Source organism: Blastomonas sp. CCH1-A6 (assembly GCF_001556365.1).
In the GTDB taxonomy this organism is placed as follows: Bacteria; Pseudomonadota; Alphaproteobacteria; order Sphingomonadales; family Sphingomonadaceae; genus Blastomonas; species Blastomonas ursincola.
This window is the reverse complement of sequence record NZ_LSIS01000187.1, coordinates 1-24,020: the sequence shown is the minus strand read 5'-3', so window position 1 is coordinate 24,020 and position 24,020 is coordinate 1. Positions and strand designations below refer to the sequence as shown.

The 24,020-nt window shown below is 66.7% G+C and carries 32 protein-coding genes; 28 read left to right on the top strand and 4 right to left on the bottom strand.

What is annotated here, in order from left to right:
- Nucleotides 1-17 precede the first annotated feature (17 nt).
- From AX735_RS08255 to AX735_RS08250, 3 genes are read left to right on the top strand one after another with little or no spacing between them, the layout of a single operon-like run.
- A complete protein-coding gene (locus AX735_RS08255) occupies nt 18-626 on the top strand; it encodes a DUF6927 domain-containing protein (protein WP_231729971.1) in 609 nt (202 codons plus the stop codon).
- A complete protein-coding gene (locus AX735_RS24955) occupies nt 623-868 on the top strand; it encodes a hypothetical protein (protein WP_079247040.1) in 246 nt (81 codons plus the stop codon). The genes AX735_RS08255 and AX735_RS24955 overlap by 4 nt, the downstream gene beginning before the upstream one ends.
- On the top strand, nt 865-1,383 hold the full coding sequence (locus AX735_RS08250) for a thermonuclease family protein (protein WP_037447358.1): 519 nt from the start codon (nt 865-867) through the stop codon (nt 1,381-1,383). Before AX735_RS24955 ends, AX735_RS08250 begins: the two co-directional genes overlap by 4 nt.
- 63 nt (nt 1,384-1,446) lie before the next feature.
- Here AX735_RS08250 and AX735_RS08245 read toward each other — a convergent pair whose 3' ends face one another.
- Entirely contained in the window at nt 1,447-1,971 is a 525-nt protein-coding gene (locus AX735_RS08245) for a hypothetical protein (RefSeq protein WP_016510268.1), read from the bottom strand.
- Between the two features lie 75 nt (nt 1,972-2,046).
- Between AX735_RS08245 and AX735_RS08240 the strand changes: the two genes are divergently transcribed.
- Nucleotides 2,047-3,354, top strand: a complete 1,308-nt coding sequence (locus tag AX735_RS08240) for a hypothetical protein (RefSeq protein ID WP_062126483.1) — start codon at nt 2,047-2,049, stop codon at nt 3,352-3,354.
- A gap of 43 nt (nt 3,355-3,397) precedes the next feature.
- Nucleotides 3,398-3,835 (top strand): HNH endonuclease, encoded by a 438-nt coding sequence (locus AX735_RS08235; protein ID WP_062126486.1) that lies wholly within the window; start codon nt 3,398-3,400, stop codon nt 3,833-3,835.
- Here the strand turns inward: AX735_RS08235 and AX735_RS08230 are convergent.
- On the bottom strand, nt 3,807-3,989 hold the full coding sequence (locus tag AX735_RS08230) for a CsbD family protein (RefSeq protein WP_016510257.1): 183 nt from the start codon (nt 3,987-3,989) through the stop codon (nt 3,807-3,809). The two genes, AX735_RS08235 and AX735_RS08230, sit on opposite strands and share 29 nt — an antisense overlap.
- 173 nt (nt 3,990-4,162) lie before the next feature.
- Here AX735_RS08230 and AX735_RS08225 point away from each other — a divergent pair, with 173 nt between their 5' ends.
- The 19 genes from AX735_RS08225 to AX735_RS24225 all read left to right on the top strand — a co-directional run bounded on the left by AX735_RS08225 (nt 4,163) and on the right by AX735_RS24225 (nt 19,475).
- On the top strand, nt 4,163-4,831 hold the full coding sequence (locus AX735_RS08225; RefSeq protein WP_035386547.1) for a DUF7007 domain-containing protein: 669 nt from the start codon (nt 4,163-4,165) through the stop codon (nt 4,829-4,831).
- Between the two features lie 13 nt (nt 4,832-4,844).
- Complete coding sequence (locus AX735_RS08220; protein WP_062126489.1) at nt 4,845-5,399, top strand: hypothetical protein; 555 nt, start codon at nt 4,845-4,847, stop codon at nt 5,397-5,399.
- Between the two features lie 16 nt (nt 5,400-5,415).
- Complete coding sequence (locus tag AX735_RS08215) at nt 5,416-6,621, top strand: helicase HerA domain-containing protein (protein ID WP_010408937.1); 1,206 nt, start codon at nt 5,416-5,418, stop codon at nt 6,619-6,621.
- Nucleotides 6,618-7,892, top strand: a complete 1,275-nt coding sequence (locus AX735_RS08210; protein ID WP_024310654.1) for a hypothetical protein — start codon at nt 6,618-6,620, stop codon at nt 7,890-7,892. The genes AX735_RS08215 and AX735_RS08210 overlap by 4 nt, the downstream gene beginning before the upstream one ends.
- Complete coding sequence (locus AX735_RS08205) at nt 7,889-8,074, top strand: hypothetical protein (protein WP_024310655.1); 186 nt, start codon at nt 7,889-7,891, stop codon at nt 8,072-8,074. The genes AX735_RS08210 and AX735_RS08205 overlap by 4 nt, the downstream gene beginning before the upstream one ends.
- Before the next feature lie 93 nt (nt 8,075-8,167).
- The gene (locus AX735_RS08200) at nt 8,168-9,865 is read left to right on the top strand and encodes an ATP-binding protein (RefSeq protein ID WP_062126492.1); all 1,698 of its coding nucleotides are present in this window, start codon (nt 8,168-8,170) and stop codon (nt 9,863-9,865) included.
- A 1-nt stretch (nt 9,866) separates the two neighbouring features.
- Complete coding sequence (locus AX735_RS08195; RefSeq protein ID WP_062126497.1) at nt 9,867-10,061, top strand: hypothetical protein; 195 nt, start codon at nt 9,867-9,869, stop codon at nt 10,059-10,061.
- Nucleotides 10,058-11,023 carry a hypothetical protein gene (locus AX735_RS08190; RefSeq protein ID WP_062126500.1) on the top strand — a complete coding sequence of 322 codons (966 nt, stop codon included), beginning with the start codon at nt 10,058-10,060 and terminating at the stop codon, nt 11,021-11,023. The genes AX735_RS08195 and AX735_RS08190 overlap by 4 nt, the downstream gene beginning before the upstream one ends.
- A 43-nt stretch (nt 11,024-11,066) precedes the next feature.
- Nucleotides 11,067-11,426 (top strand): DUF3768 domain-containing protein, encoded by a 360-nt coding sequence (locus AX735_RS08185; RefSeq protein ID WP_062126565.1) that lies wholly within the window; start codon nt 11,067-11,069, stop codon nt 11,424-11,426.
- Between the two features lie 50 nt (nt 11,427-11,476).
- Entirely contained in the window at nt 11,477-12,481 is a 1,005-nt protein-coding gene (locus AX735_RS08180; protein ID WP_066278431.1) for a deazapurine DNA modification protein DpdA family protein, read from the top strand.
- Between the two features lie 11 nt (nt 12,482-12,492).
- Nucleotides 12,493-13,299, top strand: a complete 807-nt coding sequence (locus AX735_RS08175) for a Mom family adenine methylcarbamoylation protein (RefSeq protein ID WP_062126506.1) — start codon at nt 12,493-12,495, stop codon at nt 13,297-13,299.
- Nucleotides 13,300-13,376: 77 nt separating this feature from the next.
- Entirely contained in the window at nt 13,377-13,670 is a 294-nt protein-coding gene (locus AX735_RS08170; protein WP_010409087.1) for a hypothetical protein, read from the top strand.
- A gap of 16 nt (nt 13,671-13,686) precedes the next feature.
- Nucleotides 13,687-14,001, top strand: coding sequence for a hypothetical protein (locus AX735_RS08165; RefSeq protein WP_010409090.1), 315 nt, complete (start codon nt 13,687-13,689; stop codon nt 13,999-14,001).
- Nucleotides 14,002-14,065: 64 nt separating this feature from the next.
- A complete protein-coding gene (locus AX735_RS08160) occupies nt 14,066-14,575 on the top strand; it encodes a hypothetical protein (protein ID WP_010409093.1) in 510 nt (169 codons plus the stop codon).
- 44 nt (nt 14,576-14,619) lie between these two features.
- Nucleotides 14,620-15,336, top strand: coding sequence for a hypothetical protein (locus tag AX735_RS08155; protein WP_062126508.1), 717 nt, complete (start codon nt 14,620-14,622; stop codon nt 15,334-15,336).
- A gap of 6 nt (nt 15,337-15,342) precedes the next feature.
- Nucleotides 15,343-16,464 carry a phosphoadenosine phosphosulfate reductase domain-containing protein gene (locus AX735_RS08150; RefSeq protein ID WP_010409098.1) on the top strand — a complete coding sequence of 374 codons (1,122 nt, stop codon included), beginning with the start codon at nt 15,343-15,345 and terminating at the stop codon, nt 16,462-16,464.
- Between the two features lie 22 nt (nt 16,465-16,486).
- Nucleotides 16,487-17,035, top strand: coding sequence for a hypothetical protein (locus AX735_RS08145; protein ID WP_035386550.1), 549 nt, complete (start codon nt 16,487-16,489; stop codon nt 17,033-17,035).
- Entirely contained in the window at nt 17,032-17,226 is a 195-nt protein-coding gene (locus tag AX735_RS08140) for a hypothetical protein (RefSeq protein ID WP_010409103.1), read from the top strand. Before AX735_RS08145 ends, AX735_RS08140 begins: the two co-directional genes overlap by 4 nt.
- 827 nt (nt 17,227-18,053) lie before the next feature.
- Nucleotides 18,054-19,475, top strand: a complete 1,422-nt coding sequence (locus AX735_RS24225) for a reverse transcriptase/maturase family protein (protein WP_202189532.1) — start codon at nt 18,054-18,056, stop codon at nt 19,473-19,475.
- Here the strand turns inward: AX735_RS24225 and istB are convergent.
- Both istB and istA read right to left on the bottom strand, forming a co-directional pair.
- On the bottom strand, nt 19,370-20,221 hold the full coding sequence (istB, locus tag AX735_RS08125) for an IS21-like element helper ATPase IstB (protein WP_371859768.1): 852 nt from the start codon (nt 20,219-20,221) through the stop codon (nt 19,370-19,372). The genes AX735_RS24225 and istB overlap by 106 nt on opposite strands.
- The gene (gene istA / locus AX735_RS08120) at nt 20,218-21,705 is read right to left on the bottom strand and encodes an IS21 family transposase (RefSeq protein WP_066278423.1); all 1,488 of its coding nucleotides are present in this window, start codon (nt 21,703-21,705) and stop codon (nt 20,218-20,220) included. The genes istB and istA overlap by 4 nt, the downstream gene beginning before the upstream one ends.
- 163 nt (nt 21,706-21,868) lie before the next feature.
- Between istA and AX735_RS26770 the strand changes: the two genes are divergently transcribed.
- From AX735_RS26770 to AX735_RS08100, 4 genes are all read left to right on the top strand, one after another.
- Nucleotides 21,869-22,450, top strand: a complete 582-nt coding sequence (locus AX735_RS26770) for a group II intron reverse transcriptase/maturase (RefSeq protein ID WP_082741042.1) — start codon at nt 21,869-21,871, stop codon at nt 22,448-22,450.
- Nucleotides 22,451-22,545: 95 nt separating this feature from the next.
- Nucleotides 22,546-22,737, top strand: coding sequence for a hypothetical protein (locus AX735_RS08110; protein WP_156445886.1), 192 nt, complete (start codon nt 22,546-22,548; stop codon nt 22,735-22,737).
- A gap of 22 nt (nt 22,738-22,759) precedes the next feature.
- Complete coding sequence (locus AX735_RS08105) at nt 22,760-23,278, top strand: hypothetical protein (protein ID WP_010409110.1); 519 nt, start codon at nt 22,760-22,762, stop codon at nt 23,276-23,278.
- Between the two features lie 113 nt (nt 23,279-23,391).
- The gene (locus AX735_RS08100) at nt 23,392-23,919 is read left to right on the top strand and encodes a hypothetical protein (RefSeq protein ID WP_033967159.1); all 528 of its coding nucleotides are present in this window, start codon (nt 23,392-23,394) and stop codon (nt 23,917-23,919) included.
- Nucleotides 23,920-24,020: the final 101 nt, after the last annotated feature.

Below are 24,020 nucleotides of genomic sequence, written 5' to 3'. Positions count from 1 at the left end.
TCATGGGCTGGCTAAGCATGCCGCTGTCGTCGATGTTCCCGCACACAGGCCCCAAAGCCTATCTCGACGCGCAATTCACCTACGACAACCGCGATGCCGACGGGAAGGGCAAGGCGCTGCGCGTCATCGCCTCTTCCTGCCTGCGCAACAAGGTCTGGTACGCGGCCGTGGTGCCGTCGACCGACGGCACCGACGAACCCGCCTTCGCGGCCGTCTGCCTGGTCAGCTGGAATCCGCGGGCCAAGGACGGATTCGTGTTCGCCTACAAGGATATGACCGAACACGCCGGGCCTTGCGAGGCCGAATGCCCCGAGCGCATCCTCTCGCTGCTCGGCGATACCGACGATCCCGGTGCGCTCGACTGGCGCCGACGCTGCCTCGAGCGGCTCGCGACCCCGGTACGCCCGCTCGAACACGGCATGCACATCCGCTTGCCGAGCAAGGTCACCTTCGTTGACGGCTATGAGGGAGACGAGTTCATCGTCCACAAGCGCGGCCGCAAGATCTCGCTCGCGATCCCCGGCAACAGCTACCCGAAATATCGGATCGGTAACCTTCGCAAATGGGCGTGGACACTCGTGCCGCCCAAGCCCGAAACTCGCGTCCACAAGACGGTGTTCGGTTGATCGCCGACATCCCCCACGTCAGGATCATCGCCATGTCCGCCCCGTATCCGCCCGTCACACCCAGCCCGAAGCGGTCGCAGCTCTGCAGCCGAGCCCATGCCCAGCGCGTCGCCATGCGGATGTTCGATGCCGGCGCACGCCAGGTCTCGATCGTGCGCACCGGCGATCCGCTGCAACCCTTCCGCGTCCTCCCGGTCATCGTCGACGGGCCGAACGTCGAAGTCGAATTGCGCTACGCATGAGGGGCGCCCTGCTCCTCGGCATCGCCGCGCTCGCCGCCTGCGGGGCAGGGGAACCCCAAGGCCGCGACGGGGCGACGATCACCGGCGAGGGGCGGGCGATCGACGGCGACACGGTCTCGGTCGATTTCCGCCTGTCGGGGGCCGACGCCTTCGAGCGCAAGCAGATGTGCTCGAAGGACGGTGCCTGCTATCCGTGCGGCAAGTTCGCGCAGGATTCCGCCTCGCGTATCCTCAAGAGCAGTGTCGCCACGATCCGCATGACCGGCGCGAGCAGCTACGGCCGTCCGATCGCCATCGTCACGGTCGACGGCTACGACCTGGGCGAGCAACTGATCCTGCAGGGTCTGGCGGTGCCGGCGACGCAATATCTGCGCGGCGATCCGCAGCGCGCCGCGCGCTATGTCGCTGCGGCCGAACAGGCGCGATCAGCGGGCCGCGGCGCCTATGCGGGAGAATTCATCGATCCGGCGCGCTGGCGGCGCGGGGAACGGCTCGCGTGCGAGGCGCGTTACTGATATCCCCCCCTGGAAGAGGCGGTCCGGCATGCTCCCTTGCCGAACCGCCTTTTCTTTTTGTCGTCAGCCCTTGAGCTTCGGACCGGGGCCACGATCGTCGGAATCGTAATCGGGTCCCGGGTCATGCGACCAGGACGCGCCGATCGCGAACGCGGGGTCGAAGCGGCCCAACGGACCATCCGGCTCGGCCGCGACATACGGATTGACCAGCGGCTTCACCGGCAGCTTGTTGCGATAGATGTGCCCGGCGATGCGACCGCGCGCCTCCAGCAGCTTCTCCAGCCAGACGAGATCGTCGAGCATGGTCACGACGCCCTTGCCGGCGACGCAATAATAGAGGCACCGCTGGAAATCGTCGCACGCGGTGCTGAGGATCGTGGTCAGCTTGACCTTGCCCTCGTTCTCGCCCTCGTGGATCCATTCGAGCGATTCCCGCAACTCGCGCGCCGAGAGATACGCATCCTCCGGATTGCTGCCGATGCACGCCCCCGCGAGCATGCGCCGGGTAACGCGAATATCCAGATCGACCGACAATTCGGTGAGCACCGCATCGAGGTCGAACTCTCCGATAAATTCCGAACGCTTCATGGCCAGCTCCTTTGTTCATTGAACGTAACGTGAACAAAGGCGACAAGGCAAGCATTATGGAGTAGCTTCACCACCATGTGGCTCGTCCCACGCGATACCCGGGGTCTTACCCTGCGCTCGCCCGTACCCGACGTGGTGCGCGAGGCGCTGGTGCGCTGGTACACAGGCGAAGGCGAGGACAGCGATCACCGCGCCTCGGTCATCATGGTGGTCAAGGCACGCGATCATCACCAGTGGATAGCCTGCGACTGCCTGGGGGAGGGGACGGACCCGCCGCTACTCTCGCCGGCCTATCTCTCCGAAGCCGAAACCTATTACCTGCGCCGGCTCACCAGCATCCGCCAGCGTCGCCCCGAACATGACGTCGACTGCCCGTTCTTCCGGGAGCAGGCGCCGCCCCGCATCCGCGAGAAGGCGACCACCACCCCGCGCACGATCAACGAGCCCGACGGGCTGTTCTCGGCGCACCGGCTCGCCCCCGAGAAGCTGGCGCAGCTCCCTGATGACAGCGAACCCGACGATCGCACCCGCGGCGTCGCGATCCCGCGCCTCGCGCGCCTGCTGTGGCAGTTGATGGAAATGGCGCAGGTCAACGTCGTCGAACCACTCGAGGTCGGCGAGCCGCGCACGACATCGATGGCGAGCGAGTTCGCGGCGATGCGCGCCGCGGCCGAGCGGGTCCAGATCGCACCGGGCATCCCGCTCGCGCGCCATCTCTACACCCATATCGACCCCTATGAACGCGGCGTCGTGTTCGCGAAACTGCGCGAGGCGGCGAAGAAATGGCCGAGCGAGCACGCCCCGCAGGCCTTCCTCCTCCTGTATGCGATCGACGTCTCCGGCTCGACCATCACGCTTGCCGAAGGGCGCGAGCTGATCGTCAAGAACCGCATCCGCCACATCGGCGTCCACCAGCGCCACATCGGACCGCCGTATCTGGTCCTGGCCGTCGTCGGCGAGCACAACCCGCGCGAGGGCTATGCGTGCCTGCGCGCCTATGCGCAGCCGATCGCGCGCCCCGCCAATTTCGTCGCGATCCACAATCTCGCCGAACGCAAGACGATCGTCGGCCTGCTCGATCTCCAGTACCGGCTTCGCCGGCGCGGCATCGGCGTCGGGTTCAAGCGGCTCCTGTTCGATATCGCGACGTCGATCGGCGAGATGCGTCCAGACCTCCTTCTCGACCTGCGTGATTTCACCACCGGCGAGGTGATCGAGGCGGCGCTCGAGGTCGTCACCGGCGACGACGCCGATGCGCTCGGGCTGAAGCTGCGCCAGGTCGAGAAACTTCGCGAGATCGCCCCCGTCGTGACGATCCATGCCGAGGATCTCGAAGGCGACAGTCTCGAAACCGCCGTGCTTGACCAGCTGCACATCGGATGACGTCGTTGGCAGGAATTTAATCCAGGGCCACCATTCTCGCATCATGGCATCGACCACCCAAGCCAGAAACCAGCGGCGGATCCTGCGCTGGGCGCAGTCGTCGCTGTGCGCCGGATGCGGGATGCCCCTGCCGAGCCCGCGGCGCCTCGCCCGCCATCATCCCGATTACCCGACGTTCGACCATGTCACGCTGCGCAGCGCGGGTGGACGGCGATCGCTGTCGAACGGCCTGCTGAAGCATCTGCGCTGCAATCAGGCGCGCGGCGCGAGGCCGTCCACGGGGTGCGATGCGATCTGGATGACCGTGGTCGCGGCACGGCTAGCCGAGCGCCCGCGCAGCCTCAAGTCGATCTTCAAAGGTGGCGCTCGAAATCCCGGATTCCCGGCGCGCAAGGAAAAGGCCGCCCCGGTTGCCCGAAGCGGCCCGATCGTGTCATCGAAGGTCGGGGGGGTCAGATATCGTCGCCGAGCGCGCCCTTGACCGATCCCTTGACGTCCTGACCGGCGCCCTTGACCTTCTGCGCCTTGCCCTCGGCTTCGAGACTGGCGTTATCGGTCGCCTTGCCGATGCTTTCCTTGACGTTGCCGGCCAGCTTGTTGCCTGCCGCCTTCAGCTTGTCGGTTGCTTCACCCATGATCGATCTCCTGTCGTGAAATATCAGGACTGAGAACACTTTGCGCGTGAGCGCGATCCGTGCGGCCAGTCACGGCTGCACCATGAACGACCCTGCCTGCCGCCATCATCCCGGTCTGCCGAGGGGGAGGAGAGAGAGAGGGAATCTGTCGAATCCATTGAGGGAGACGACAGATGACCCGGTTCCAGCCCAGCCCACGCCCTGAGACGACACCCTGGGACGCACCCGACCGCGCTGACCAGGTCCTGCCCGGCATCTGGCGCGTATCGACACCCAGTCATGGCGGATATGTCCTGTCGGACGAACGCCAGGCCGCGATGCCCGAGGCGCTGCGCCGCGACGATCCTTACTATGAGGAAGACGTCGATTACGCGCTGGTGCTCTACGCCTTCGGCAGCGAGTTTCGCCGCCTGCCCATTCCGGGCATCGCCCTGCAGGTCGAGAACGCGCGCCGTTCGGTGCGCTGCTGGCATCCCGACCGCTGGACCGCGCTGACCGGCGAGGAAGTGTCGATCCACGACAGCCACGTCGTCCGCCGCCGCGCCGCCTATCAGGTGATCATCGGCCAGTACGAGAGCGTCTCGGCGTCGGGTTCCTGGGCGGACTGGGTGCCCGAGGGCAAGGTCGGCTGCGTCTTCCGCCGTGTCGTCAGCGTCGATGCGCTCGGCTTCGCGCGCCACGAGGGCGCGCCGATCCACGGTCTCGTCGACAAGGACCGTTACGAACGCCGCCAGATGCCCGAGACGTTCGAGAGCCTCGACGCGGTCCGCGTCGAAAGCACCGCCCCGATCTCCAAACAGGTCGACGCGAGCGCGCTCGCGCACCTCCTCCCCAGCGCCTGAAAGGACCGCCACGATGAGCGTCTATCTCTATCTGTTCCACGGCCGCGCCACGCCCGACGAGGACGTCGAAGACTGGGGCTGCGAAGGCCCCGCGATCGGACCGCTCGACTATGTCCACACCACCTATGGCAGCGAGGTGAAGATCCGCGGCGCGAAGGCGGTCCTGGAAAAGTTCTTCCCGAATTCGGAAATTCATTTCCACGACGGCTACGGCGAACACGCCATTCAGCTCGCCGGCGACTGCTTGCCCTACGACGGCAAATTCTACGGTGACTGGTCGATCTGCACCGGGGATCGCTTGTGCTCGCCTGCCGCCTCCCGGGTCAAGCCGGTGTGCGACGACTGCGGCAGCGACAACGTCACCAAGGACGCCGTCGCGGCCTGGGATGAGCCCGAACAGGCCTGGGTGCTGCTCAGCACCTACGATTCCACCACCTGCCAGGACTGCGAGCGCGAAAGCGACGACATGCTCGAATGGCGGACGCTCGATGGTGCGCCCGCTCCCGATCCCGACGCTCCCGCCATCCCAGCCAACGATCCGGCGCCCCCTGATGCCGACGCCGCCTGACCCGGAGGACCACGCCATGACCTGTGTCACCCCGATTCGCGCGCCCGAGGCCGCGGACAATCGCGTACCGCTCGGCCATCATTCGACCGGCACGCTCAGCCTCGACCTCGATCGCCTGCTTGCCGGACGCCTGCTCATCCAGGGCAGCTCCGGGGCGGGCAAGAGCAGGACCTTGCGCCGGATCATCGAGGAGGCGTTCGACTATACGACGCTTGCGATCGTCGACCCCGAGGGGGAATTCGAGAACCTCGCCCGCCATATCGGCGCGACCACGATCCGCGCGGTCGAACTCACCGCCGACGGGCTGACGGCCGCGGCGACGCGCAGCCGGCGACATCGGCTGTCGATGCACATCGACCTCACCGACCTCGATCCCGACCAGCGGATCATCAAGGCAGCCGCGTTCTTTGCCGGCCTGGTCGGCGCACCGCGCGAGGACTGGGCGCATACCATGCTGGTGTGCATCGACGAGGGCCATCTGCTCGCACCGCATGTCGCCGGTTCCGCGCTCGATGCCGATGCCCGCCGGCTCGGCGTCGCCACCCTGACCGACCTGTGCGCGCGCGGCCGCAAGCGCGGTCTCGCCCCCGTCATCGCCACCCAGCGCCTCGCGAAGCTCTCCACCTCGGTCGTGTCCGAGCTGCAGAACGTGCTGGTCGGGCTCAACGTCTTCGACCGCGACATCGCGCGCGCGGCCGACCTGCTCGGCTTTCCCGCGCGTGACGCCGACCTGCTGCGCAACCTCGCCCCCGGCGATTTCTTCGCGATGGGTCCGGCGCTGTCGGCAACCCCGGTGCTGGCGCATATCGATCCCACCATCACCGAACATCTCGGCAAGACCCCGGAACTGCGTGCCGCCGCGTCCGTCGATGCCGACGAGGCGGCGAAGCTGCTCGATCTCGCGGGCCTGGCCGAGGTCGCGGACCACGGCCCCGCCATCGCCCTCAAGGGCACGCGCGCGCTCGACGCGTTCCTGCTCGATCCCGCTGCGACCGACGCGGCCGCGATCATGGACGCGCTGAAGCGCATCTCCCCCAACGCCAGCACCGCGCGCGACCTCGCACGGCACCTGTCGCTCGACGCCGAGCGCACCGACCGCGCGCTCAACCTCCTGTCGGCGATCGCCGCGGTCGACACCATGCCCAAGGGCGACGACCGCATCGCCCGCCTGCATGCACGGCTGCGCGCGCGGCTGAGCGACGTCGCCGTGGTGTCGCTGTGACCGACCTCGCGCCCGATATCGTCGAGCTGGTCGCGTGTCCGAAGCTGCCCGAGCCGTGCGGGCGCCTGCGCGAGATGCCGTTCCGGCACGATGCCTGGACCCCCGACGAGATCGCCACGGTCGAACGCATGTTCTGCGACGACGCTGCGATCGACGACATCGTCGCCGCGCTCGGTCGCGGCCGCGCCGGCGTGCGCGACAAGATCGCCAAACTGGGCCTGCGCCGCAATTCGTCGCGTCCGTGGTCGACCGACGAAGACGCATGGCTCACCCGCGAATATGGCCTTCGCCCCACGGCCGATCTCGCTGGAGATCTCGGCCGCGCCTGCACCAGCGTCTATGCCCGCGCGGGCGTGCTCGGGCTGACCGAAGGAAATCCTCCAAAATGGAGCGACTGGGAGGATGCCCAGCTGCGCGCCGGCTACGCGCAGGCGATCCCGATCGCACAGATCGCCACGCTGATCGGACGCCCGCTGTCCGGCACCGCGACCCGTGCCAACGCGCTCGGTTTGCGCCATCCCAACAAGCCCGCTGACTGGACCGAGGCCGAGGCGACGCGGGCGCTGACGCTGGCCGGGGAGGGGCTTCGTTATATCGCGATCATCGACATTCTCGCCACAGAGGGCTTTCCGCGCAGGACCAAGGCTGGCTTCGGGCCGCACCTGCGCAAGCTCGGCTATGGCCGGGGATGGGGCCGCAACTGGACCCCTGACGAAGACACACTGCTCATCCGCGCCTATGCCGACGGGGCAAGCCTGACCCCGCTCACGACCAGGCTCGGCCGCACGAAATGCTCTATCCGCTGGCGCGCCGACTATCTCGGGTTGCGCGGCACACATGCCAACCGCGACGGGTTCCGGGGCGGGCCGGTGTGGAGCGACAATGATCTGGAAAGGCTGCGCGACCTTTACGGCACGATGCCGATGGACGCCCTGGCGACGAAGATGGGTCGCACCAAGGCTTCGCTGTTCACGCGCGCGAACATCCTCGGCCTTGTCCACGGCTATCACCGGAAATGGACCGAAGAGGAGATCCGGGCGCTGCGCATCGCGCACGACTTCGGCGTCGCGCTGCCTGATGTTGCGGCAGCGATCGGCCGCAAATATCCAGCGGTCCACAAATATGCCGAAAAGCACGAGCTTCGCTTCTCGCGTCGCCCGCGCCGCGCAGCCCCCTGGACGCTCGCCGAAATTATCGCGCTCGATCCTTCGGGAACGGGCGTCACCGACCATGTTGCCATCCCCGGCACAATCGATGAGGAAAAGCCATGACGCCGCTTCGCCTCGCCCGCGATATCGCAACCGGCGCGCCGATCGACCGCGACACCCGGCGTGCCCGCCTCCTCGCGGCGCGGCGCTATGCGATCAACTCGGTCCCGCGTCGCGGTATCCTCAGCGGTCACTGGGACGCGGGCACCGTGGTCGGCGCGTTCCGCGACGGCAAGGCAGGCTGACCAGGGCTCGGCCCGATGCGCCGATGAAGGAGAGAGGGAGCGGGGAGGGAAGGCGTGACGGACGCCTGAGCCCTTTTCCAGGAGCGCACTCCCATGATTCCCGCCACCATCGCGACCGCGGTCGCCCCCGAGACGATCGCCAAGGTCACGCGCCTGTTCAACAATACCGCGTTCGACGTCATCTGCGAACTCCTCCAGAACGCGCGCCGCGCCGGTGCGACCGGCGTCGCGCTCGCGCTGAACGGCGCCGGCGCCGAGCACTTCCTGCACATCACCGATGACGGCCACGGCATCGCCGATCCGGTGAGCATCGTCACGCTCGGCCGCTCGGGCTGGTCCGACGAGACGCGCCGCGCCGAAGATCCCGCCGGCATGGGCGTGTTCAGCCTCGCAGGCCGCGACGTCATCATCCGCTCCTTCTCGAAACCCGACCGCCAGGGCTGGATGGCGCATATCCCGGCCTCGGCGTGGGAGACGAGCCGCCCGATCGCGATCGAACCCGATCCGATCATGCGCGGCACCGCGATCACCGTGCGCGTGCCCGACGAGTGGCTGAAGACGCTCGAGCGCGACGTGGCCCGCGCCGCCAAACATTATCCGGTTCCCGTGACCTGGAACGGCGCGGTCCTTCCGCAGGAGGACTGGCTGAAGGACGCGGTCCATGTCGAGGAATGGTACGGCGTGCGCATCGGCGTGTTCCAGAAACACCCCTCGCATTATTCCTCGCGCGACGGACGCCTCAACTTCCACGGGCTGACCATCCCGTGCGACCTGCCGTATGTTCAGGAAGTCGACCGGGGCGGCCACTGGATCGCGCGGGTCGACATCTTCGACGCGCCGCAAATCCAGCTCGTCCTCCCGGCGCGCAAGGAAGTGGTCGAGAACACCGGCATCGCCGCCCTGCGCGATGCGGTCCGGCTCGCGATCTACCGCGCGATCGAGGCCGCGGGGACGCACCGGCTGTCGGCGCATGACTGGCGCGAGGCGCGCTCGCTCGGTATCGCACTACCCGAAGCCGAGCCCTATCTGTTCGCATGGACCGCCTATGCGGCCGACAGCTCGCGCAACTACGAGAGCGGCGCACGCGTGACCGACACCGGCATGGTGCTGATGCCCGACTTCGATGCGCTGATCGGCCAACCCGCGCAGGCGGCGATCGCGAAGCATAATCCGTTCGGTGGTCCGCTGGTCGAGGCCCAGGACGCGTTCAAGGGCTATGGCTGGTACGATATCCTCGCCCGTGTCGAGGATATGCGGTTCCGCGTCACCCAGGGCGACCGCACCTTCATCGTCTCCGACAGCCGCGAAGCCCCCGCCGAGGCGGAAAACGGTTGGGTCGAGGCTATCACGCTCGAGGCGACGATGAGCCACGCCGGCGCATTCATCGAGGTATCGACCGACGCGGATGTCGCCTTCGCACCCGACCAATGGTCGTGCAACTCGGTCGACGAGACGTCCGTCTTCGTCCGCCGGGGCAGCGAAATCACCGCGCTCGGCGTCGCCGACATCCTCGAAAGCGCGATCTTCTATGCCAGCGACGACAGCGATGCCGACAGCTACGATACGCAGCTCGAGCGCTTCCAGGCCGATGCCGCCGAACGAATCATCGGCCTGCTCGAAGGCGACGATGCCGCGCTTGAGAACCGCATTCGCGACAAGCTGGCGGGGCATTATTTCCTCGTCCCCGAGGACCGGACGGTCACCGTCGTCATCAATCGCGACCGGCTCGACGTGACGATCACGCCCCGCGCGGTTCCCGCCGCGCCCAAGGCCGCGGCGGAGGACGCGTGACATGGCGCGCTACAACCACGCCTACACGCTCGCCTTCAGCCTCGTCTCGAACGACGACAAGGGCCACGACGTCGATGCGCGCCAGCTGAAGGCGGCGCTGCTCGCACGGATCGAGAATCTCGACGAGGAGGGTAGCTGGATCGAGTCTGCCGGTGCGCCCTATGACACCTATCTAGAACCGGAGGAGGCGCCATGACCGGCGCGCCAGTTCCGGTCGTGCCGCTGGCGCCGCCGCCACCAGTGGTGCTGGCCTACGGCATCGGCGTCGACAGCACCGCGCTGCTGATCGAGAAGCACGCGCGCGGCGAAGCGCCTGACCTCGTGCTGACCGCCGATACCTCGGTCGAGAAACCGGCGACCTACGAATATCTCGACGTGATCCGGCCCTGGATGCGCGACCGCGGTATCCGTTTCGAGCTGGTCAGCTATGTCCCGAAGCGATTCAAGCACTGGCCGCCCTATTACGGCATCCTCGAGATGTGCCTGACCAATGCCACGCTGCCGAGCAAGTCGCTCGGCGGGTCGAGTTGCAGCCTCAAATACAAGAAGGCGCCGCAGGACAAATTCCTGTCGACCTGGCAACCAGCGGTCGACGCTTGGGCGCGCGGGCAGCGCGTCGTTCGCCTGATCGGCTATGACGCCGGACCGCGCGACACCGCGCGCGCCAACCATGCGCTGTCGATCGACGATCCGCTGTACGACTGCGAGTACCCCTTGCGCGAATGGCGATGGGACCGGCCCGACTGCGTCGCCCGCATCCAGGCCGAGGGTCTGCCGGTGCCACCCAAATCGGCGTGCTGGCTGTGCATCGCCAACCATCCGAGCGAAATCCGCGGCCTCCCGCAATGGTGCCTGCGACTCATCGTGCTGGTCGAGGCACGCGCCGCCCCGCGACTGCACACGGTCGAGGGCCTGTGGCGCAGATCGACCCGCGCGCGCCCGGGATCGATGACCGCCTTCATCCGCGACGAGCACCTCCTGCCGGCTGACGAGATCGACCGGATCATCCGCGATGCGCCGCTCGACCTCATCCGGTTCCAGGATGTCGCGGCCGTCATCCCGCTCGGCGAGCGCCCGACGATGGGCGACTGGCTCGACCGCTTCCATGCGGCCTTTCCCGAACGAGGCCGGGGACGAAGCGACGCGCTCGCCGCCTGAAGTCCCCGCCACCATCGCTATCGACCAAACGGAGGATCATCACATGATTTCGACCGCCACCGAAACGCGCCTCGAAGCCGTGGCCAGGCTCAACGACCGTTGCCGCCAGGGGTTCGACCGCACCGCGAAGATCGTCATGACGCGCGCGTGCCTCGGCGCGCTGTCGAACGGCACGCTCGCCTCGGAAGCCGTCGCCCAGGCGCATGTCCTGCAGGCGCTGCGCCGCTACACTTTCCCCGCCGACTGTCCCGAGCGCGATCGCGGCCAGTTCGAGCTGTCAGGCGAGACGATACACTTCCGTATCGATTATTATGACGTGGCGCTGGAATGGGGATCGGAAGACCCCGCCGACGCCAGCATCACGCGCCGTGTTCTCACGCTCATGCTGCGCGAGGATCTGTGATGCGTATTGTCGGAATGGCCGACAGCTATCAGCTAGCTGGCCGCTAGACGATGACGATCGAGATCATCCTCGGCCTGCCGCATCTCGCAAACGGGCCTATCCTTCAGCGCGCGGTCGCGCTGCAAGCACCGGTGCTGATCTCGGCCAATTGTCTGTCGCGCTGGCGCAAGGCCGATGGCTGGCGCGAGTGGTCGGGATGGCGCACCGGAACGCTCGCCAACGCGCGACCGCTCGCCAGCGTCGACCTCGATTCCGCCGGTTACACCATGATGGTCCGCTATGGCGGGCTTCCCTGGAGCATCGCCGATTACATGGCGCTCGCCGCGTCATGGCCGTTCCGACGCATCTCGTCGGTCGATTACTGCTGCGAAGAGGGCGTTGCCCACGACCGCGAGGAAGTGCTCGACCGCATCGCGCGCACCACCGCCACCAACCGAGAATGCTTTGCCCGCGCCGACGACTTGGCCATCCGCGACCGGCTGATGCCCGTGCTGCAGGGCCGCGTGCCCGACGACTACGTCCGTTCACTCGACGCGATCGGCGGTCTGATCCTGCCCGGCACCGTCGTCGGCATCGGCAGCATGTGCCGGCGACCGATCCACGGTCCCGAAGGGCTGATCGCCGTCGTCGAGCGGCTGACCCGCATCCTGCCGATCGGCGTCAAGGCGCACCTCTTCGGGGTGAAAGGCGATGCCCTGCCGTACCTCACGCCGTTCGCACGCTGGATCGCCTCGATAGACAGCCAGGGATGGGGCGTAGGCGTGCGACAGCACGCGCTCAGGCATCGCATCGCCAAGACCGACGCGCTCGGCGCCGACTTCATGGAACGCTGGTATCGCACGCAATGCGCGCGAACGCTCGAAACACCGCGACACCTGCCCGAGGCCGCGGCGTCTGCTCCACCGCCACCAACCGCCGACCCCTGGGAACGCGCGATCGCGCAGGCTCGCGCCGAGATCCGCGCCCTGATCGAGAGCGGCGATCTCGATCACGATGAGATCACCACCGGATGGATCGAGACCTGGGCGGCCGAGATCTACGCCGACGCGGCCTGACGGAGGTAACCATGCTCACCGACCGCTCCCAGCGCTGGCGCGACCGGCGCAGCTTGTTCGTTGCCGGCGACAGCGTGATCGACCCGCGCCGCTACGCCGTCGATGTCGTCGCCCATGATACTGCCCGCGCATTCCTCGCCGACCATCATTACCTCCCGCGCTATCCCGCCGCCCAGCTCGCCTGCGGGCTGTTCGGTCCGGGCGACCCGGGCAGATCCACGTTGGTCGGTCTCATCGTGTTCGGCGTGCCGGCGACCGGCGCGGTCATCACCCGGCACACCGGCTATGCCGATCCCGCTCGGGGCTGCGTACTGCAACGGCTCATCTGCCTGCCCTCGGTCGCCGCGAACGGCGAAAGCTTCTTCACGTCGCGCGCCTTCCGCCTCCTGCGCCTCGCCAAGCCCCGGATCGACGCTGTCGTCAGCTTCTCCGATCCCGCCTTCGGCCATTGCGGCGTCGTCTATGCCGCGCTGTCGGGCGCCTATCGCGGCCGCACGAGGCCGCGGACGGTGCTGCGCATCGCCGGCGAGACGATCTCGGAGAGAACGCTGTCGAAGATCCGCAACCTCGAATCCGGCCATGCCGGGGCGATCGACCAGCTGGTGCGGCTCGGTGCGCCGAGGCCGGAGGCGCACGAACACCCCGCCGACTGGCTCGCGCGGCTCCGTGCCGACAATCTGCTCCGCCCGCACCGGCAAAGCCCGCTATTCACCTATTGCTTCGAGCTGACGCGCGACGCCCGGCGCACCGCGCGCGATCTGCCCCGGCTTGCCTATCCGCGCCGGAGCGACGCGATCCGCGAAATCCTCGCGGCATGATCCCCGCGCCAGCGGCGCGAGGGAAGGGGAGCGGGAGCGGGCGGCATGTCACCGACATGCCGGAAGGAGCACCGCCCGTGGATATCCATCTCGCCATCGCCAGCGTCCAGGCCGACGCTGCCCGCATCGCGCGCTACACCGATCGACGCGACCGTTTCCTCGATGCGCTGGACTGGTCCGCGCTCGACGAACAGACCGCGCGCGAGGCCGCGATGCTCGACGATCTGCTCGCCGGCGATCTCGCCGACGCCGCGCTCTACATCCTCTGGCTGGAAGAACGCCTCGCCAGCGGCGAAACCGATGTTCCAGGCGTTCTTCGCTTCTACCCGCACCCGCGCCCCTGGCACGGCGAGTGGATCTCGCTGCACTGACCCTGAAAGGATCGCCATGAGCCGCCACCAGTTTCCCGGTATCGAACCCGGCACCAGCGTCAGCATCGGGTGGGACCGCCCGCTTGGCACCTTCTTCGTCCAGGTGCTGCGCCCGCACCCGCATCTCACGGGTGAGGACGAAACCGTCGCATGGCATGGCGCGCACCCCGGCGAGCTGACCACAGCGGCCGCCGCGGTCACCATCGCCTCACGCTGGGCCGATCTTCCCGCCGATCTCGCGATCACGCTCGAGACCGACCGGCTGATGACCCTCGGCCAGTCCGATGGCGAGGCGCAGATCGCCATCAAGCGCCGCTTCTTCGGCGACTGAGTACCCGACAAGAAAGGGGAGGGGGATGGGGCGCGTCGATCAATGACGATCGACGGAGAGCCCCATGCCATATTTTATCGATCTCGGTGCCGGTCCCGCCGAGGAGGATTGCGCGCAACTCGGCCAGTCGCCCAACTTCGACAGCCTCAACCGCCTCGAAATCGCGGTCTACAAGTCCGCGCTGATCGCACGCTACGGCCCGCCGCCCCCGGGATGCCGCCTCGCCGGCCTGTCCAACCGACACGATTTCGGTCGCTATGTCGAACTCGTCCTCCATATCGAGAACGAGCTCGACGAGGCCGTCGCCGACTATGCGACACGCGTCGAGGAGGGACTCGCCACCTGGCGCGAGGCGGGCTTCACCGCGCCGGTCGAGTATAACGGCGAGACGCCCACCATCGTCCATGCCGATCCGGCCGATGCCGTCATCAGCGCGCTGCTGATTACCCGGCCCGGGCCGAACGGTCTTTTCCCGATCCCGGATTTCGCGGTCCTGCACGGCAATCTCACGCAGGCTTACCCCGCCGAGGCCGCGGCCGCCAACGCGCGTCTCGCCGAGGCCGCGGACGCCTGAGCGCGACCGCACAGAGCGATTTCCCATCATTTCGGAGCATTCCCATGGCGAACACCTACACCAAGGCCGCGTTCACGCTGACCATGAGCCACGCCGACGCGGCGTTGCTAACCATTGCCGAACAGGCAGTCGATATCCTCGACACCAACGGCGACGATGCCGACCTCGCCCACGAATATGACGCGCTCGATCCCGCGTTTCACGCCGTGTTCCCGGCGAAGGGGCCGATGAAGTTCGAAAGCTTCCTCGAGATATTCGACGATTGGCATTTCCCTTATCTCGACTGCGCGATCGACATCGACTGGAAAGGCGAAGACGGGAACGCGCGCGTATTCTTCAGCGGCGATCAATTCGGCGTCGAACAGGTCGCCCAGCTCATCTTCCGCGCTTGCAAGTCCGCGCTCCCCTGCGGGTTCGCATGGATCTCCGACTGCGACCGGCTGCGCCCCGGCGAGTTCGGAAGCGGCTGCGTCATCATTACCGACGCGGGGCTGACGTTCCACAGCACCCAGGACATCCTCGATCGCGCCGCGCGCAGCGCCGCAGCCGATCCCGACACCCATGGTCACGAGGGTCGCTTCGGTTTCGTGCTCGCCTCGCGCGACCAGGACGGCCACGCCGTCTTCTGGAACAACGACGACGGCTTCGGGGCACTCGCCAGCGCGACCGTGTTCTCGAAAGCCGAGGCCCGCGCACACGATCCGGTCATCGCCAACGACGAACCCGAGTGGCTGGCGCTGCCAGCGCCGCTCGCGGCCTGAACGGCCATGTTCATCGACATCGGACGCGGCCTGGTCGCCGGCCTTCCGGCCCTCGCCCTGCCGCCCGCCATCCTCGACGCGGTCGAACGCGGCGCATGGATCGTCTTCAACCTCTCGGGCGGCAAGGACAGCTCGGCCGCGATGTTCGCGGTCAACCTGATCCTCGATGCGCTCGGCCATCCGCGCGAGCGGCGTATCGCCATTCACGCCGACCTCGGCCGTGCCGAATGGGACGAAACGCCCGCGACGGTCGAGGATCTCGCGGCCCACGCCGGCGTCCCGCTGACGATCGTCCGGCGCAACGCCGGCGACCTGTTCGACCGCTGGGCCACGCGCTTTGCCAACGGCAAGGCGCGCTACGAGGCACTCGAAACCTATAATCTGATCGGTCCCTGGTCATCCTCGGCGCTGCGCTTCTGCACCTCAGAGATGAAGGCCCATGTCATCGGGCCGCACCTCGCCAGACTGCTGCGCGGCCAGACTATCATCAACGTGCTGGGACTGCGCCGCGACGAGAGCATCGCTCGGTCACGCACACCCGAATGGAAAGCAGACGCGCGCTACGCCGCTGCCGGCAATCCGCACGGCACCGCGATGATGCTGTGGAACCCGATCGCGCACTGGACGACACCACAGGTCTTCGCCGCGCACGATACGCTCGGCATCCCGCTGCACGTCGCCTACACCTGTTACCAGTCGTCACGACTGTCGTGCCGCTTTTGCGTCCTTCAATCGCTCGGCGACGCCCAGGCATCGGCTTCGGCACCGGCGAACCGTCCCGCGCTGCTCCACCTGGTCGGCCTCGAGGCGACCTCAACCTTCTCGTTCCAGCCCGCACGCTGGCTCGCCGACGTCGCACCGCGTCACATACCGGGTAATTTGAGGAACCGGATTTCCCTCGCCAAGGCCGATGCCGCCGAGCGGCGACGGCTCGAAGCCGCGATGCCGCCCGACCTGCGCTACGTCAAAGGCTGGCCGCCGCGCATTCCCACCATCGAGGAGGCCGGCATCATCGCCGCGTCCCGCGCACCGATCCTCTCGCGGCACGGTCTCGCCGATCTCTATCCCAATGCCGGCGCGGTGCGAGACCGCTTTTCCGACCTGATCGCGCTGAAGCGTGCCGCCTGATCCAGAGCAAGGAGCTTTCATCATGCCCGATATCACCGATCTCCCCGTCATGACGCGCGCCGACGCGATCGCCGCGGGCTTCGCCGGCTACAACGACGTGCCGCACAAACCAATCGACGTGCCCGACGGCGCGTTCACGATCACGGCGAAGACCAGCGAGGGTCGCCGCGTCACCTTCTGCTTTCTCGAATCCACTTATGGTGGCCCGCCCCGCTTCATCGACATCCAGTTCCACGACCGCGGCACCACGATCCCCAACGCCGATAACGGGGTATCACCCACCTTCAACGCGTTCGCGATCACGCGTGGCGGCAAGTTCGTCGCCGACAGTCGACCGCTCGACGAAGAGATCAAGCCCTCGATCCTCGTGCTGATGCTCGACAAGGCCGGGGAAGAACCCGCGCGATCCGCGACCAACCCGGCGCCGATGTCGGACATTGACCTCGCTGCGCTGCTGACACGCGCGGCCGAAGTCGTGGCTGCGCCCGACAGCCGGATCGCGTCGCATCGCAACACGCTTGCCGGCCAGCTCATCGCCGAGGCCGCGATCAGGCGGGCGCGCCCGTCATGACCACCCCCTCGCGCAGCGACGGGATGCACGTCGCCCATACCGCAACGGGCTGGGTCGTGTTCGACAACAGCTTGTCACACCCCTCTCGCCTCTCGGGCGCCTATCCGTCGCGCGCCGCGGCGACCGCCCGCAAGCGGGCGCTCGCGCGTGCGCTGCGCCACCAGCGTCCCGACGAAGCACCGGACGTCTGAGGAAGGGGAAGGGGGACCGGCTGTTATGAACCGGGAGGATCATCCGACCCGGTGACAACCGGAGCTGACCCCATGCGCAGCATCCTCGCCTTCTACGAAATCGACCGTGCCTGGGGCGGCCCCGAGGAAGGGGGATGGTGTGCGCCGTTGTGGCGCGAGAAAGGAGTGCGTCTGATGACGTGATGCTTGTTGGCAATGGCATCTGCCCACCGAGCTTACCGGTGCCCTCGGGCTGAAACTTCGAAAGGAGAACGGGACCATAGCATGCTCGGAAAAGGCCCAAAGTGAATAGTCGCATTGAAGCAACGGGTCAGGGCAAGACGGTTATGGTGAACGCTACACTGCGTGAAGCCCAATCTCTCGCGGCCTAAACCCTTGGCGGCGAGGAAAGCGACTGAAACCCCGCACCGACGCGTCGGGTCCACTCTACCAGCTCGGACCCGAGAAGCGGCCAAGTCCGTACCATCGACTTGACCGGCCAACCTTGTCGGCGTGACCTCCTTCGGAGGACTAGAGATGAAAAGGCCACCTAAGACCGTTAGCTTATCTCCTTTCACGCGTAACTACGGGACCGCCTGTAGCTGGTCGAGTTATCGACCTGTATGGCGGCGGAGCCGCAATATTACCCGAACACCCGGCGTAATTGCCGGGACAGCCCTTGCCTCGGTGAGGGACGGTCGGCCGTATAAGTTCGGGGTGACCCGAGCGAAAGCGCAACCGAGCGGGGGAAGTGCGGCAGCTTCGATCCAGCATCGAACCAGGGCGGAGGTCTGCTGATGCAACCCTGTGCCGCCTTGAAAAGGCTGGAATCACTTGGAACGATTGCCTTGACCGGCAAACGTGTGAACGGTGTGTTCCGACTGCTGCTATCCCGCTCCTTGTGGGTGGAAGCTTTGGGCCGCATCCAACAGAACCGTGGGGCAGAGACCCCCGGCATCGACCGTGAGGCCGTAACCGATCTCGACGAAAGCCGGATCGATGCGGTGATCGCGCAACTCTCGGCGGGCACGTATCGCCCGCAGCCGGTCAGGCGCGTCCACATCCCCAAGACCAACGGTAAAACAAGACCGCTCGGCATCCCGACTGCAACCGACCGACTGGTGCAGGAAGTGGTCAGGATGATCCTGAACGAAGTCTATGAACCGATCTTCTCTGATCGGTCACACGGCTTTCGACGGGGGCGGTCGTGTCACACGGCGCTCGACCATGTCCGCAAGACATGGAAGGGCGTGAAGTGGCTGATCGAAGTCGATGTCGAAGGATACTTCGACAACATCTCTCACGAGAAATTGTTGAGCCTGCTTGAACGTCGCATTGATGATAGGCGGTTTACCGCTCTCATCAGTGCGATGCTGAAGGCAGGGTATCTGGAGCAGCAGCGTTTCCACGAAACCTATAGTGGCACGCCGCAAGGAGGCATCGTCTCGCCTCTGCTCGCGAACGTCTACCTGCACGAGCTTGACCATTATGTGGAAGGGCTCGTCGCTGGCTTCGACAAGGGTGCCCAACGTCGCAAATCGGCGGAATACAGGCACCTTCAGCGCCGTTCCGAGTACGCCCGGAAGCGCGTGGCTGCGCTGCGTGACAAAGGGCAGGTTGATGAAATCCAACCATGGCTGGACCGAATAAAGGAGACGCTCGCGGCGATGCGCAAGCTACCCGCGACGGACCCGTTCGATCCAGACTTTCGACGCCTTCGCTACGTCCGGTACGCCGACGACTTCCTTCTGGGGGTTATCGGCAGCCGGGCCGAGGCCGAAGAGATCAAGGCCGCCATCGAGGGCTTCCTCGCGAGCGAGCTTGAGCTCCGAACGTCCCCGTTGAAAAGCGGGATCCGCGAGGCTCGGAAGGGAGCAAGGTTCCTTGGCTACGACGTGCGCACTCGCACGGCGTCCGACCGGCTCGTCAAACAACGGGCACGGACGGGCATCGTCGCAGTCAAGCGGACGGTGACGGATCAAATTCAGTTGCTGGTCCCGCGCGACAAGGTGCAATCGTTCAGCCAGAGGCACGGTGTCAACGGCGGAGCAAAATCCGGCCACGGTGGCGGTGTAAAAGTAGGCCAGCGGTCGAGGCGTGATGACGACATGGAAAGGGCCCCGATCGGGGCCCTTTCCATGTCGTCGCGACCGTTTTCTCCCGGCTATGTCGGCGGGATCTCTCCGGTGTTGGGGTCGGCCGACACAGTGGCCTGGTTTTGCTCCGCCCTTCTGGCGGAGCGCCGGCCGGCGGACTGTTTGAGGCGGTAGCTGTCGCCATTCATGGTGAGGATGGAGACGTGGTGCGTGAGGCGGTCGAGCAGCGCGCCGGTGAGCCGCTCCGAGGCGAGCACTTGGGTCCAGTCCTCGAACGGCAGGTTCGACGTGATGATGGTCGAGCCGCGCTCGTATCGCTGCGACAGCACCTCGAAGAGCAGTTCTGCGCCGGTCGCCGACAGCGGCACATAGCCGAGCTCGTCGACAATGAGCAGCTTCACGGCCGCCAGTTCCCGCTGGAGTTTGAGCAGACGCCGCTCGTCGCGCGCCTCCATCAGCTGGTTGACCAGCGAGGCCGCGGTCGTGAAGGCGACGGTGAAACCCTTCTGGCAAGCCGCCAGGCCGAGCGCGAGGGCGACGTGCGTCTTGCCCGTGCCGCTGTTACCCAGCGCGATGACGTTCTCCCGGCGCAGGATATATTCCGAGCGGGCGAGTTCGAGCACCAGCATCTTGTTGAGGCTGGGGATGGCGGTGAAGTCGAAGGTGTCGAGACTCTTCACCGCCGGGAAGCGGGCGGCGCGGATCCGCCGCTCGACCGTGCGCCGCTCCCGGTCGATGAGCTCAAGCTCGATGAGACGCAGCAGGTAGCGCGGGTGGTCGATACCGTCGCGGGCGCATTCGCGCGCGACCTTCTCATATTCGCGCAGCACGGTCGGCAGCTTGAGCTGCTTGAGGTGGTGGGCGAGCAGCACCTGGGGTGTCCCGCCGGTCGTGCCGGTCGGCATCTTGTCGCTTGTCATGCCGCCAGCACTCCATAGTCCGCCGCCCGGGTCGTCTTCACGTCCGTCCGGGGCAGGTGCGGATAGGCGGCCAGATCGAGACGGGGCGGTCGCCGTTCGATACGCGCCAGCGCGATGAGCTTCACCGCGTCGAAGCCGATGGCGCCGAGCTGCACGGCCTGTGTCACCGCGTCGGTGACGACGGCGAGCGGCAGGGCTTCGAGCAGCCGCAGCACCTGGATGAACTCCCGCTTCCCCTTGTTGCCCATACGGGCTTCCAAAAGGTGGCGCAGATGCTGGAAGATCTCGGGCAGATCCCAGCCCTGCAAGGCGGCCGCCTGGTCGAGCGCGCCGGGCTTCTGCTCGATGAGCGCGAGATAGTGCAGCGGGTTGGCGACGAAGGCGCCCTCGCCATAGCTGCGCGGATGGCGGGCGATCTCCTCGCCGGCGATGCTGATGACGACCTCGTCGACGAACCCCTTCACCAGGACGTCGCGGAAGCCGTAGGCGGTCGGCACCGAATAGTCGTTGGTCCGGTAGCGCACCAGCGCGGTCGACGACACGCGCGCCGACCGCTTCTCGCACGGCTCCAGCGGCACCGCCGGCAAGGCCCGGAAGACCTGCCGGTCGGCGGCAAGCCGCTCGGCGATGGTGTCGGCATGGCGTCCGGCATGCCCGTTCTGTCGGGCCAGGCAGTCCTTCGCCAGGCGCTCGTTCAACTCGTCGAAGCTGGCCGCCACGGGAATGGGCACCATGAACATCGCGCGGGCGTGCTTTACCAGCGCCTCGACCTTCCCCTTGTCGTTGCCCTTGCCGGGCCGGCCAAACCGGTCGGCAAACAGGTAGTGGCTGACCAGCTCGGTGAAGGCCCGCGTGCGCTCGCGCTTGCCGTCGCCGCAGATCCTCGCCACCGCAATCTTCAGATTGTCGTAGAGAATGGACAGCGGCACGCCGCCGAAGAAGGCGAAGGCCGAAACATGGCCGTCCAGGAACGCCTCGGTCGTCTCGCGCGGATAGGCCTTCACGAAACACGCATCGGAATGCGGTAGGTCCATGCAGAAATAATGAACCTTCTGCCGCACGCCGCCGATCTCGGCCCACGCCTCGCCGAAGTCGACCTGGGCATGGCCCGGCGGGTGCGCCAGCGGCACGAACGTCTCCCGGCTGCGGGCCCGACTTAGCCGCACATAGTCCTTCACCACCGTGTAGCCGCCGCCATAGCCATGCTCGTCGCGCAGCCGCTCGAAGATCCGTTTGGCGGTGTGCTGCTGCCTGGCCGGCGACAGGCGGTCCTCGCGCAGCATGGCGTCGATGACCGGCAACAGCGGCCCCAGCTTCGGCTTCTCCGGCGGCTTCGCGCGCCGGTAGCCTGGTGGCAGCGAGAACGCGCACATCTTCGCCACCGTGTCCCGGCTCAGACCGAACACCTTCGCCGCTTCCCGGCGACTATGACCTTCCACGAACACGAAACGCCGAACGGCCGCGTAGCTCTCCAAGGCAAACATCCTCGCCGCCCCAAATGGAGCAGCTTACCACTGGCAGGATTTCTCTCCGCCGCACCGGCACCTATGCCGGCGCTCCCGTGGCCGGGTTTGTCACCGCCCTACACAGCACGGCTATGGTCAGTTCGACTTGGGACGGGCTGTGCACCGTCCGGGCCTGCTTCACATGGATGATGCGGAGATCGTCAAGGTCTACAACGCCGAACTTCGCGGCTTTGCAAATTACTATGCCTTGGCCGTGGATGTGAAAGGCGCACTCAACAAGCTCGAGTTTCTCTGGCGCGGTAGTCTGTTCAAGACGCTCGCGCACAAGCATCGGACAAGCCTAATGGCTTCGCTCCGGCGCCTCAGGGTTGGCCCGGGCAGGTACGTAGTGCGTATCGGCGTTGGGAGGGATGAGAGGAGGATCGCGGTTTGGCGACTGGCGGAACTCGATCGTAGGCCGGTGTTCTGGCCGTCGGTCGACAACACGCCTCGCACGGAAGCTCTTCGGTTAAGCAGGACCAACCTGACTGACCGAGTGCTCGCCCAAGCATGCTCCGCATGTGGCGGCACCGATGGACCGTTCCATCTTCACCACAGCAACCCCGTGCGTCGCATGAGGGATGGGCCGGTGTTCCGGAGGCTTCACGCCGAACGGGCCCGGAAGACGAGGCCGCTTTGCGCGCCCTGTCATCAACTCCTTCATGCAGGGAAGCTGCCGGACTTTCGTTCTACAGTGCCCGGAGCGGAGAGCCGGATGCAGTGAAAGTTGCACGTCCGGTTCGGAGGGGGGCAGTGGGGTGTTCTCTCGTAGACGCCACCCTGCCTACCCTACGGTACGACACCGGCACCTTCGTCCGCGTGATCGCCCTCCATTACCACGACGAGGCCGCGGTCGCGGCGATGCGCCGCGCCAACCGGCTGCTCGAGCGCCTGCAGCGGCATCGCCCGCCGGTGGATTCGGCTGCCTACACCGGCGGACGCTTCCGCGCCTTCAGCTTCTCCGGCCTCCCGCCCACGCGGTTTCCCGCACGTCGCCCGGAATATTCCTGACCCAGCAGAAAGGGACCAGCCCATGTATCGCGTCCATTATTTCGACACCAGCGAAGCCGCGCATGACGCCTGTCTCGATGACGGTCCCTGCATCGAGGAAGGCGACGTTCTCGCCATCCTGTCGGAGGGCGTCATCGGTCTCGCCTCGACCGATCCGATCGCCGTCACCCTCGACCCCGGCGCACTGCGCATCGTCCGCCCGATGGCGATGGACGTGCTGCTAGCAGAACTCGTCCACGGCGCCTCCCAGATCCGCCGCGCGGTCGCGACCGCCCTCCTGCACCATTTGCCCGTGCAGCCCCATTTCCTCGCCTTCGTCGCGCCGGCGCTGCCCTATCCCTATCCGCAGACCGTCGTCGCGCTCTCGTTCGACGATATCATGCTGACGATCGATGCGATCCACCACCGTATCACGGCGCTCGAACGCCGGTTGGGGACACTCGAATCCGACAGCGCGCACGCCTTCTTCCTGCAACGCTCGATCGATCATCTGTCGGCCGCCCGGAAGCGCCTCATGCGACATCCGCGACCGCCTCGCTGAACGGCACGGCATCGCCTCGCGACGATGCCGGCACCGGCTGCGCCGGAAGGAGAGAGGGACCGGATCGGCATCCTGGACATGGGGTCCGGGCATTTTGCCGAAAGGTCACGATCATGTGCATCGATCCCAACGCCGAGCCCGTCGCCTTCGCGCTCGACACCAAACTCTGCCACCTCCTGCCCACGCTGACCGAGCCGCACCGCGAAGCCATCGCCCAGGATCTCGCGCGCACCGCCATCTTCATGGCGACCGCAATGGCGGCCGACATGGCGCAGGACGCGGTGAACGGCCTCGTGCCGATCCCGAAGATGCCGACGCTCGGCAAGCCGCCCGCACCCGCGCTGGTCCCACAGGCGCAAACGCCGCGCGATACCGTGCTGCTGACCCCCGCGGTCGCGCCCGTCGTCACGATCAAGGCCAAAACGACCGACGTCACCGTCGCCGGCTTCGACCAGCGTCAAGGCTACACGTTCGGGATCGACAACAAGTCCGACCGGCTGATCGACATCCGCCACGCCGGCAAATGCTGGTGCATCGATCCGAGCGACGAGGCGACCGACGTCGTCAGCCGCGCGATCGGCGCGCTCGCCGCGGCGCACGCCGATATCGGCACCGCGCTCACCGACCAGCTCGCCCACTGAGCACCGACATCGTCCGCCTGCCGCACGATCCACCGTCCGCGTGAAGACGCGGTCGGTGAGGGGCGCTCATCGCGCCCTGCCCGGCCGAAGGGCCGGGGAGG